7 protein-coding genes are annotated in these 11264 nt (G+C 67.3%); 4 read left to right on the top strand and 3 right to left on the bottom strand.

The features are described 5' to 3' along the window. The first annotated feature begins 105 nt into the window (after positions 1–105). The 3 genes from VGE49_RS13830 (at position 106) to VGE49_RS13820 (ending at position 4295) form a co-directional block, all read left to right on the top strand. Positions 106–2511: a glycosyltransferase gene (locus VGE49_RS13830; protein ID WP_331035119.1), complete on the top strand. Its 2406-nt coding sequence runs from the start codon at positions 106–108 to the stop codon at positions 2509–2511. 76 nt (positions 2512–2587) lie between these two features. Beyond that, positions 2588–3289 (top strand): class I SAM-dependent methyltransferase, encoded by a 702-nt coding sequence (locus VGE49_RS13825; RefSeq protein ID WP_331035118.1) that lies wholly within the window; start codon positions 2588–2590, stop codon positions 3287–3289. A gap of 55 nt (positions 3290–3344) precedes the next feature. Further along, the gene (locus VGE49_RS13820; protein WP_331035117.1) at positions 3345–4295 is read left to right on the top strand and encodes an FkbM family methyltransferase; all 951 of its coding nucleotides are present in this window, start codon (positions 3345–3347) and stop codon (positions 4293–4295) included. Between the two features lie 4 nt (positions 4296–4299). On the opposite strand, the gene VGE49_RS13815 is transcribed toward VGE49_RS13820, so the two are convergent. Genes VGE49_RS13815 through VGE49_RS13805 form a run of 3 tightly spaced genes read right to left on the bottom strand, consistent with a single transcriptional unit; the run spans position 4300 to position 8437 of the window. Further along, entirely contained in the window at positions 4300–5202 is a 903-nt protein-coding gene (locus VGE49_RS13815; protein WP_331035116.1) for a hypothetical protein, read from the bottom strand. Positions 5203–5228: 26 nt separating this feature from the next. Next, complete coding sequence (galE, locus tag VGE49_RS13810; RefSeq protein ID WP_331035115.1) at positions 5229–6212, bottom strand: UDP-glucose 4-epimerase GalE; 984 nt, start codon at positions 6210–6212, stop codon at positions 5229–5231. An 11-nt stretch (positions 6213–6223) separates the two neighbouring features. Next, complete coding sequence (locus tag VGE49_RS13805) at positions 6224–8437, bottom strand: AGE family epimerase/isomerase (protein ID WP_331035114.1); 2214 nt, start codon at positions 8435–8437, stop codon at positions 6224–6226. A 157-nt stretch (positions 8438–8594) separates the two neighbouring features. Between VGE49_RS13805 and VGE49_RS13800 the strand changes: the two genes are divergently transcribed. Next, a complete protein-coding gene (locus VGE49_RS13800) occupies positions 8595–11264 on the top strand; it encodes a DUF4214 domain-containing protein (RefSeq protein WP_331035113.1) in 2670 nt (889 codons plus the stop codon).

Raw genomic sequence — 11264 nt, 5'->3', positions numbered from 1 at the left:
CTTCAGCGGGAACCTCCTTCTGCCGCTTCCCGCATTGATCATGCCGGATCGCGCGGCGGGCCCGCCCGTCGTCCAATAGCACCGTTAGTCTAAACTGGACCTTATATGAGCCTGTCGCCCAAGGCCCTCTTCCGTAAGCCCAAGGCTCAACCCCTGATCAGGGCGGGCGATCAGGCCCGCGACGCGCGCAACTGGCTCGCCGCCGCCGAAGCCTATAGCCGCGCGCTGAAGATCAAGCCCGAGCGCGCCGACATATGGGTCCAGCTGGGCCACGCCAAAAAGGAGTCCGGCGACCTGACGGGCGCTGAAGCGGCCTATCTGCACTCGCTGACCTTGGCGCCCAGGGTGGCCGACACCCACCTTCAACTGGGCCACCTGCGCCGCCTGCAAAAGCGTCTCGAGGACGCCGCGGCGCATTTCCTGGACGCCGCGGAGCTGGATCCCGGCCTGCAGTATCCTGTCGACGCCCTGATGCAGTTGTCGGCCCAGGGCGTGGCGATGGACATGACGCGCGCCCGCGCCGTGGCGACGCGCGCGGGTCAGACGGCCTTCGCGCCCCCCCAGGACGTCACCATCGAGATGGTGGCCCAGCAGTTGGACGCCGCCCTGGCTCGTCTGGCGCCGGCGATCCGCGAGGAAAACGCCGCCCTGATCCAGGCCCTGATGGGCGGCGTCGCCGCCGCCGAGAAGCTGGCGCCGCAAATGGCCGCCGCGGCCGATCGCGACGCGGGGCTGCACCTGGTCTTCGACATCTCTGACCTGGCCGGCTACTTCAACGTCGCGCGCCTGCCCACCGGCATCCAGCGGGTGCAGATCGAGGTGATCTCCAGCCTGCTGCAAAGCCCGCGAGCGGGTCTCGACGTCGCGGTCTGCACCTTCTCAAAGGAACGCGACCTGTGGGTCGAGGTGCCGGGCGCGCTCTTCCTTCGCCTGTGCGCGCTCTCGCTGGAAAGCGGCGACGTGCAGGACCCCACATGGAAGACCGCGGTCAAGGGTCTGAAGGTGCTCACCGACCTGTCGCCGGAGTTCGCCTTCCGGCGCGGCGCCTGCCTGGTCAACCTGGGCACCTCCTGGTGGCTGCAGAACTACTTCCTGCACGTCCGCAAGGCCAAGGCGCTCTACGGCATCCACTATGTGCCGTTCGTCCACGACATGATTCCGATCATGACGCCGGAACATTGCGTCAAGGAGCTGACCCAGGACTTCATCAGCTGGGCCCTGGGCGTCTTCGCCCACGCCGACCACTTCCTGACCAATTCCGAGGCCTCCAAACGCGACCTGTTGACGGTCGCCGACCAACTGGGCCAGACGGTCGATCCGTCGAACGTGCACGTGGTCCGACTGGACGCCGACTTCCGCAAGCCGTCGATCAGCGTCCCCCTGTCGCAGACCCTGGCCCGCTACGGCCTGAGCGAAGGCGGCTATGTGCTGTTCGTCTCGACCATCGAGTCGCGCAAGAACCACCTGAACGCCTTCAAGGCCTGGCTGGAGCTGATCCAGCGCCACGGAGCCGACAAGGTCCCCCGGCTGGTCTGCGTCGGCAATCGCGGCTGGCTGAACGACGCCGTCTTCTCCAAGCTGGAGACAAACCGCGACCTGGCCGCCAAGGTGATGATCGTCTCGGGCGTGTCCGACCCCGACCTGGCCAACCTTTACCGGGCCAGCGCCTTCACCCTCTATCCCAGCACCTATGAAGGCTGGGGCCTGCCGGTGACGGAGTCCTTCTGCTACGGCAAGGCGGCCCTGCTGTCCGACGCCTCTTCCCTGCCCGAGGCGGGCGGCGACTTCGCCGACTATTTCCGCGTCGGCGATCAGGCCGAGTTCGTCGCCCGCCTGGAACGGCTGATGCTGGACCTGCCCTATCGGCGGTCGCGCGAGCAGAACATCGTCGAACACTTCCAGCCCCGCCCCTGGCGCGAACTGGGCGTCGAGATCGGCGACCAGATGCTGGCCTGGTTCCCCGCCGGTCAGGCCGACGCCCTGCCCGCCGCCCACGCCCCGACCCTGGGACGTTATTATTCGATGCGCCGCGTGGACGCCCTGGCCATCCATCGCTCGATGGAATCCGCCGAACGCTTCCGTAGCGGCCAGGGCTGGTGGTTCCCCGACGACTGGGGCAACTGGACCAAGCCGCAAGGCGGGCAACTCACCCTGCGGCTGCAGCCGGGCGACACGCCGCTGCGGCTTTATGTCGGTCTGCGGGGGCTCGCGGAGCTTGATCAACCCTACCAGATCGCCCTGGGCGGGATGGTGGTCCAGGCGGACACGCTGGAGCCTCAGGAGACCCGTTGGGCGGCGATCAGGATCCAGCCGGACGTCTTCGCAACGGGCGAATTGACCGTCAGCCTGAAAGGCGGAGCGTTCGACGACTTCGCCATCGGCACCAAGGGAGTCGATACCCGCAAGGGCGGCCTGGGCGTCGTCGGCTTCATGATCTGCGAGGAGAGCGACCTTCTGTCGCGCGCCGACTTCATGGAAGCCCTGACGCTGGATCAGCTCGACACGCTCTAGCGCGACCGGCGGCGACGCGGGTTGACCCCGCGTCGACTGCACGGTCTGCTGTCCATCACACTCCACGGAAATGTCTATGTCCGAAGCGATTCTGAGCCTGACCGACCTCGCCAACGCCTCCGGTTCGGACAAGGGAACCACCCACCGCGAACCGCACCACTACACCCGCATCTACGACATGCTGTTGCAGCCGCATCGCCACAGCCTGGAGCGGATGCTGGAGATCGGCCTGATGGCCGGCGGGCCCGAAGTCGGCGGCGACGCCGACCGGGTGGTCCGCACCGCCCCGTCCGTGGAGATGTGGCTGAAATTCTTCCCCAAGGCCCAGGTGTGCGGCTTCGACATCAGCGACTTCTCCTGGGTCGACGACGCGCGCTTCAGCTTCGTGCGCGGCGACAGCGGCGTGCAGGCCGACCTGGAGCGGGCGGCGGCGCTCGGCCCCTTCGACCTGATCATCGACGACGGGTCACACGCCTCCTTCCACCAGCAACTGGCGTTCAAGGTGCTGTTCCCGTATCTGCGCCCAGGCGGCCTCTACATCATCGAGGACCTGCAGTGGCAGTCGCCCTTCTACGAAAACGACCTGCCGGCCACGCACAAGACCTGCGACGTGATCGACAACTGGTTCAAGACCGGCGCCTTCCCCGAATTCTCCGCGCCGGAGCTCAGCGGCCTGCGTGAGCTGGACAAGGACATCGCCTTCGCCACCGTGTTCAACCAGCCCTTCTCGCACGGCGCCGTCATTCCCAAGATGGCGGTGATCCACAAACACTACTGACGGGATCGGCCGCCCCACCTTCTTCGCGCATCAGGTCCAGGAAAGGGCTGACGGCATGACGGAATCACAAGCGGCCGAATTCGTTCGTCAGGCCTACCTCTGGATACTGGGTCGCGCGCCCGACCCGGCCGGTCTGGCGCACTATGCTCAAGCCTTGGCCGACAACAAGATCGACGCGGAACGCCTGCGTCAGGCTCTGCTGGGCAGCACCGAGTTCCAGCGACGAAACGCGCTTCAGGCCGTAGACAGCGACGGCCTGAAGATCGTGGTCGATCCCTCCGACCCGGACTTTGGACGCGTCATCGCCGAAAGCGGAACCTGGGAGCCCGAGATCGGCCGCAAGATCGAGGAAGCCCTGACGGAAGGCGGCGTCTTCGTCGACATCGGCGCCAATGTCGGCGTGATGTCGTTTCGCGGCGCCAGGGCGGTCGGCCCAACGGGGCGCGTGATCGCCTTCGAGCCCAATCCCTCGAACGCCGACAAATACCTGCGCGGCGTGATCGCCAACGGCTTCACCAACATCACCCTCTTTCAGATCGCCGCCGCCGAGCATCCGGGCGTGGCTTTCGTCACGCCCCAGTCCAACGGCAAGATCGTCGCAGGCGACAGCCTGTTGAGCCGGGATCACGCCGTGACGGCCCTGCCCGCCGACCGCCTTCTGGCCGACCAGCCCAGGATCGATCTGATCAAGATCGACATCGAGGGCTTCGAGCTTCAGGCGATACGCGGCCTGCTCAAGACCATTGCGCGAACGCGCCCCAGGATGCTGGTCGAATTCAACCCGCTCTGCCTCGTCCCGCACGGCGGCAATCCCCCCGAGGCCCTGGCCGACCTGATCTTCACCCTCACGGACAAGGTTGAGGTTCTGCATAGCGCCGACAATCTCGGCACGGTCGCATCGAGATCCGAACTGATGGGGCTTTGGGCCCGCCGCGACGCCGAGATTTCGGGCCGCGGACTGCTGCCCCCGGGCTGGGTCCACTTCGACCTGTATTTCCAGACCTGATCAGTCAGGCCTCGACGGCGAGCCGCCTGGCCCTGAATTCCGGACTGTTGCTGATGCTGTCCGCAGCCGCCGCGACGCCGTCGCGCACGCCGCGGCTGATGATCAGCTCATAATAGGCGCGCGCGCCGTCCGGATCCGCGTCCCGGCCCAGAAGCCCCCGATACAGTCCCTGGGTGACGGCCCAGACGGTCTCATCGCGAGCGGCCGCCTCCGGCTTCGTCCGTGTCAGGACCTCGTGAACGGTCTCGCGGATGAAGGCCACCCTGTGTTCAAAAGAACGCTGATCGCCTCGCAGATGCTGCCTGATAAAGGCGGCGTGCTGGGAATTCACCTCGGCCCGCGTCGTCAATCCGATCGACGAGCGAGGCACGACCTCCGCGGCCAGAAGCTCATGCAGGATGGACTGATCGTCGGGGCCGCCGGCCGGGAAGTCGACCTTGTCGGCAATGAAGCCCCACTTCTCCAGGCAGGCCTTCTTCCAGGCCTGGCACAGGCGCACGCCGTCCGGATGGTCGAGGTTGACGAAGAAGACGCCGGCGTTGACGTCCCACCAGTGATCGCTGGCGCCGGAAGGGGTGAAGACGGCCGCCGCGTCGCCCAGACCTGCGAACAGGACCTCCAGATCATAGTCCAGATCATGAACCCAGGCGTCGGCGTCCATGTAGCAGACCCAGCCGCCGATCTCGCGGTCGATCAGTTCCGTCAACATGAAGACGCGATTGAACGTCGCCTGCCACGGATACTCGCCCCGCTTCAGTCCGAGAAACGATTCATAGCGATAGCCCTTGAGGCGCGCGTATTCAGTGACGGTCTGGGCCGAATAGGACAGCATCTGCGCATAACGATAGGCGTCAGCGGTCTGAATAAAGGTGAATTTCATCGGCTTGCCCGTGCGCGCGTCATTCATGTCGGCTCCTTCAATACAGACCAAGGTCATGCCTGATCAGCGCGACCATGCCAGCCCCAGGCGTCGCGCGCCATGTCGGCGATGTCGCGGCTGGGGGTCCAGCCCAGCGCGGCGCGGGCGGCGCGGTTGTCTGCGACCAATCGGGGGGCGTCGCCCGGGCGCCGGGGCCGCGAAACCGAGGGCACGGGGCGACCGCTGACGCGCGCCACTTCACCCAGAAGCTCGCGCACGGTGACGCCGCCGCCGGTGCCCAGGTTGAAGGCTTCGCCCCCGGCTGCGCCCTCCAGCAGGCGTCGCAAGGCCAGGACGTGAGCGTCAGCCAGGTCCAGAACGTGGACGTAGTCGCGCTCGGCCGTGCCGTCGCGGGTGTCATAGTCCTCGCCGAAGATCGAAAAGGCGTCGCGTCGCCCCATAGCCGCCTCGATGGCGATGGGCAGGGCGTGGGTTTCGGGATCGTGACGTTCGCCGATGCGTCCTTCGGGATCGGCCCCGGCGGCGTTGAAGTAGCGCAGGATGATCGGACGGATTCCGCCGTGCGCCGCCAAGTCCTTCAACGCCTGCTCGACCATCAGCTTGGTGCGGCCATAGGGATTGATCGGCGCCTGGGGGTGAGCCTCGTCCAGCGGCAGATACTGCGGCTCGCCATAGGTGGCGCAGGTCGAGGAGAAGACAAAGGGCTGGACGCCCCGCGCCTGCATGGCGCGCAGAACGGTCAGGGCGCCGCCGACATTGGTCTCGTAGAAGTCGCCGACCTGCTGGAACGACAGGCCGACTTCGATCAGGGCGGCGAAATGGATGACCCCGACCGGCGCCCAACGGTCCAGCGCCCGTTCGACGTCCGCGCGGCTGCGGACATCGCCGCGCTCCAGCGGTCCCCACTGAACGAAGGCCTCACGCCCGTTCGACAGATTGTCGAAGGCGACCGGCGTGAACCCCGCCTCCGCCAGACGCAGGCAGGCATGACTGCCGATATAGCCGGCGCCCCCCGTCACCAGGACATGATCGGCCACGCCCTGAGCCCCTATCGCAGCGACAGCTGGTGCATGCCCGCAAGCTCCTCGCTGCGGCCCGTCGCCTCCAGCTGCGCGAAGGCGGACATGATATGATAGAAGGAGCTGGCCGGCGCCGCCTCGTTGATGAAGTCGCCCTTGGCCAGCCGCTTGTCGCGCCAGGCGCCTTCCGGCGTCAGATAGGACCACAGCGCCCGCATGGCGTCGGCGGCGTCCGCCAGCAGACGACGACGCTGCCCGTCATGCGCCTCTTCAACCAGAAGCAGGGCGGCCTTCAGCCATTCGGTCTGCGGCCAGAGCCTGGCCCTGCCGCCCATGGGACGTCCCTGGTCGTCGATGGCGTCCAGCGCCACCGGCGTCCGCCCGGCGACGCCTCGCGCGCCCCAGTCATAGAGCTGACAGGCCAGGGCCCGGCTGGCGGGGTCGCCCCGGCGTCGAGCGTATCGGGCCAGCAGCCAGGCCCACTCGAACTGATGCCCCGGCTCGACCAGCCGGCCGCGCTCGCCGGTCGCCGGCGTCCATTGGGCCGTGAAGAACTCGCGCAGGAAACCGCCTTGCGGATCGATGAAGACGTCACGCGCCAGGGCGACCAATTCGTCGGCCAGATCGGCCCAGCCCTGATCGCCGCCGCCCTCTTCCCAGGCCAGGCAGGCCTCGAGCAGGTGCATATGGGCGTTGGCCTGGAACGGCGCCTCGCCGTCCTCGACGAAGGCGCCGTTGCCCATGCGGGCCGCGACAAGCCTTTCCCGAACGCCCACGGCGGCGGCCTCCATGTCTCCCGGCGTCGTCTCGACGCTGCGGGCGGCCTGCAAGGCGAACATGATGAAGGCCTGATCATAGACCCGAGCGGCGTCGTCCAGCGGCGCGCCGTCCGGCGTCAGCAGGGCGCGGTAAAGGCCGTCCGGCCGAAGATAGCTGACCTGCAGCGCCTCGACGCCCGTGGCGGCCGCGCGGCGCCAGGCCCCTTGCCACCCCAGCCGCCCCGCTTCGGCGTAGCTCCAGATCTGGCGCGCCTGGACCCGGGTCCGGCGATTGGCCGTCAGGGGGCGGCCATCCAGGGTCAGCGCCTCTGCGAAGCCGCCGTCCGACTGCTGGCCCATGGCGCTCCATAGCGGCAGAGCGCGCAGCCGCAGCCATTCGGCGAAGCGCGTCGCCCCCTCGCCCAGGGTCTCGGGGGCGGGTCGATGGAAGTCCAGATGCTGGGGGAAGGCCGCACCGACGCGGGCGACGACGCGCTTGACGTCCTGGGCGCGCGACAGGTCGCAAACCAGGATGGCGTCGGCCTCGGCGACGATGGCGACGTTCTTGACCCCCAGGGCGGCGACGATGGTCCCCTCGGGCGCGCGCACCAGGCAGCCGTCCGAGTCCTCAAGAATGTGCTGCCCGAAATCCCCCTCGCCCGTGGCGGCGATCGAATCCCAGGCCCCCAGGTCGGACCAGTCGAAATCGACCTCCAGCACCGACGCCAGCTCGGTGCGCTCCATCACCGCATAGTCGATGGAGATCTTGGGCGACTGGTTGAAGGCTTCTCCCAACACCAGGACAGGGGCGGCCTGGGCGACGCCGACCGCCTGGCGCGCGGCGACTTCGACCGCGGGCGCATACTGAGCCAGTTCACGAACCAGGGCGTCCGCCCGAACGATGAAATTGCCGCTGTTCCAGAGATAGCCCGACTGGATGTAGGCGGCCGCGATCTCGCCGTCGGGCTTCTCCCGGAAGGCCTCGACGTCCGACAGGCCCCGGCCTGACGGCTTGATGTAGCCATAGGCCGACGAAGGGGCTGTCGGCTTGACCCCCAGCGTGACGATCCGCCCGCTCTCGGCGCCCCGCGCGGCCTCGCGCGTCGCGCGACGGAAGGCGAGGTTGTCGGGGACATGGTGATCCGAGGCCAGGAAGACGTTTACGCCCTGAGGGTCCTGCTGCTGGGTCCAGATCGCCGCCGCCGCCATGGCCGCCGCGGAATCCCTCGCCTGGGGCTCCAGCAGCACCTGGGCGTCGACTCCGGCTTCCTCCAGTTGATCCAGAATCCAGTCGCGATGGCCGAGGCCGCCGACCACGATCAGCCGGCCGCCCTCGGCGGCCAGGGGCGCGACGCGCAGAACCGTTTCCTGAAACAGGGAGCGATTGCCCGCCAGGGGGATGAACTGCTTGGGCCGCGACGGTCTCGACGCCGGCCACAAACGGGTGCCGGCCCCGCCGCACATGATCACAGGATAGAGAACCATGCCCTCTCCTAAACTGCACCGCCAAGGATGCGAAGAGCGAGAAAAGGCAGGACGATCCGATTTGTGTGCGGCAACGCCAGACAATCGTCGCGGCCTCGCTTGCCTGTCCCTTTCCACAGGCTAGTGTTGACCATCGTAGTTTTGCAGTAGGCCCTGAATGTCCCCTTTCCAGAACGATCACCCCGATGCTTCGAATTCCTTCACCGGCGTCGAGTCTGATCCTCTGAGCTTTCTCAACGCGGACTCCCGCGGCGCAGGCGCCGCGCCGAACGGCAAGCCCTCCCTGACCACCGCCGACGCCGCCCTGCAATTGACGCGCACCGGCGCTTCGTGGCTCGCCGGCCAACCCCTGGGATCCGGCGTCACGGTCAGCTTCGCGTTCCGCAGCAACGCGCCGACCACCATGCCGACGGACACCGGCGGCTTCAGCCAGTTCTCGGCCGCGCAGATCGCCGCCACCTTGCTGGCGCTTCAGGCCTGGGCCGACGTGGCCAACATCCGCTTCGTCCGCGTGGACGACGGGAACGGCTACTCCGACAACGCCACCATGTTGTTCAGCAACTATTCCAGCGGCCATGACGGCGCCGCGGCCTTCGCCTATATGCCCGGCTCCAGCTCGACCGGATCGGCGTCCGGCGACGTCTGGGTCAACAACACCCTGAGCTACAACGCCACGCCGGTCCAGCTGGGCTTCGGCGTCCAGGCCCTGGTGCACGAAATCGGCCACGCGCTCGGTCTCAGCCACCCGGCCACCTACAACGCGAGCCAAGACGAGAACATCACCTATAGCCAGCACGCGACCTATTATGAGGACTCGCGCCAGTACACGGTGATGAGCTACTTCAGCGAGAGCAACACCGGCGGGTCGTTCGCCCGCAACTACGCCTCCGCGCCTCTGCTCGACGACATCGCGGCGATCCAGCGCCTCTACGGCGCCAATATGACGACCCGCATCGGCGACACAGTCTATGGCTTCAACTCCAATGCCGGCCAGCCCTGGTTCATCGCAACCAGCGCGACCGCCAGCCTCATCTTCAGCGTGTGGGACGCCGGCGGCGTCGATACCCTGGACTTCTCGAAGTACAGCCAGAACCAGGTCATCGACCTGCGTCAGGGGCATTTCTCGAACGTCGGCGGCCTGATCGGCAACGTCTCCATCGCCATGGGAGCGGTGATCGAAAACGCCATCGGCGGCGCCGGAGCCGACACGCTGATCGGCAACTCAGCCTCCAATCGGCTGGTCGGCGGCGCCGGCAATGACGACATCGACGGCGGCGCCGGCAGCGACACCGCCGTCTTCAGCGGCAATCGCTCCGCCTACACGATCGACACTTCGGGACCCAAGATCGTGGTCACGGGTCCCGATGGAACCGACACCCTGGTCAATGTGGAGTTCCTCCAGTTCGCCGATCAGACCATCGCCACGTCGACCGACAGCGGCCTGGTGCTGACGGGCGGCGCCGGCGCCGAAACCCTGACCGGAAGCGAGCGCAACGACCAGATCGACGGCGGCGGCGGCGCCGACACCCTGATCGGCCTGGGCGGCGCCGACTACCTGGCCGGCGGCGACGGCGACGACATCCTGATCGGCGGCAAGGGCGGCGACACCCTGGTCGGCGGAGCCGGCGTGGACACCGCCGTGTTCGGCGGCCTGTCGCGAGGCTACGCCTCCGTCAGTTCGACAAGCGTAGCGGGCGGTCGCGACGGCGGCACGGACTCGCTGTCGTCGATCGAGAAGATCAAATTCCTCGACGGGGTTCGGTCCTATGTCACCACCGATCTCTACGCCGTCGTCTATCGCCTCTACGACGCCGCCTTCGACCGCGAGCCGGATCCGGCCGGACTGGCCAACTACGCCCAGGCCCTGGCCTCGGGAACGACCGTCACGGACATCCTGAAGATCTTCGCCAGTTCGGCCGAATTCCAGAAGCGGTACGGCGGCACGGACAATGAGACCTATGTCCGCCTGATGTATCAGTATTCGCTGGATCGACAGCCCGACGCCGCAGGGCTGGCGCAGCACGTCGCCTCGCTCAACAACGGCGTATCGCGCGTGGACCTGCTGGCGACGTTCAGTGAATCCGCCGAGCACAAACAACTGATGGCGACCAAGATCGCCGGCAGCGGCATCTGGATCCAGGATGAAGCCACCCTGGCCGTGGCCCGCCTGTACGACAGCATCCTCGACCGCGTGCCCGACATCGGCGGCCTGGAACACTATCGCAGCGCCGTGGATCAGGGCGTGGGCCTGCAGCAGTTCGCGGACAACATGGTGCAGTCGCCCGAGTTCCGCGCCCGCTACGGCGACCTGTCGAACACCGACTTCGTCAAGCAGATCTACCGCTTCGTCCTGGACCGCGAGGCGGACGCCAAGGGCCTCGGCGAATACGTCGCGGCCCTGAACAACGGCATGACGCGCGCCGAACTGGTGATCATCTTCTCGGAATCGCCGGAACATCGCGCCTCCTACCAATCGACCTGGGAGACGTCGGTCCGCAACCTGGAGAACGGCCGTTTCGCCGCCCCGGAGGCCGTCGAATCCCTCGATGGAGACGCCGCGCCCCAGACCCAGCCGCTCGCCGATGCTCACTTCGGCGATCCGGCCGACGGGTGGGCGCACCACGACGCCTTCGTGCTGCCGGCCGTGCTGCCGCTGGACGGACCCCTGGTCCAGCCGGCGCTGTTCGCGGACGAGGCGCTGGACCTCCAGCCCCAGACCCTGCCGCTGATCGAGGCGGTCGCCGTGCCCCTGACCCTCGACGACCTGCAGCCGCACGATGGTTTGATCAGCCAGCCTCACCACGACGACTGGTTCCTTGCCGCCTGA

The sequence above is a fragment of the Brevundimonas sp. genome, from assembly GCF_036405315.1.
GTDB lineage: Bacteria > Pseudomonadota > Alphaproteobacteria > Caulobacterales > Caulobacteraceae > Brevundimonas.
The sequence above is the reverse complement of the archived record's forward strand: the minus strand, read 5'-3'. Positions and strand labels throughout refer to the sequence as shown.

Bases quoted from the DNA above. Each gene is read 5' to 3' on its own strand.
- VGE49_RS13805 (WP_331035114.1), bottom strand. From the start codon at position 8,437: ATGGTTCTCTATCCTGTGATCATGTGCGGCGGGGCCGGCACCCGTTTG.
- VGE49_RS13825 (WP_331035118.1), top strand. From the start codon at position 2,588: ATGTCCGAAGCGATTCTGAGCCTGACCGACCTCGCCAACGCCTCCGGT.
- VGE49_RS13830 (WP_331035119.1), top strand. From the start codon at position 106: ATGAGCCTGTCGCCCAAGGCCCTCTTCCGTAAGCCCAAGGCTCAACCC.
- VGE49_RS13820 (WP_331035117.1), top strand. From the start codon at position 3,345: ATGACGGAATCACAAGCGGCCGAATTCGTTCGTCAGGCCTACCTCTGG.
- VGE49_RS13815 (WP_331035116.1), bottom strand. From the start codon at position 5,202: ATGAATGACGCGCGCACGGGCAAGCCGATGAAATTCACCTTTATTCAG.
- VGE49_RS13800 (WP_331035113.1), top strand. From the start codon at position 8,595: ATGTCCCCTTTCCAGAACGATCACCCCGATGCTTCGAATTCCTTCACC.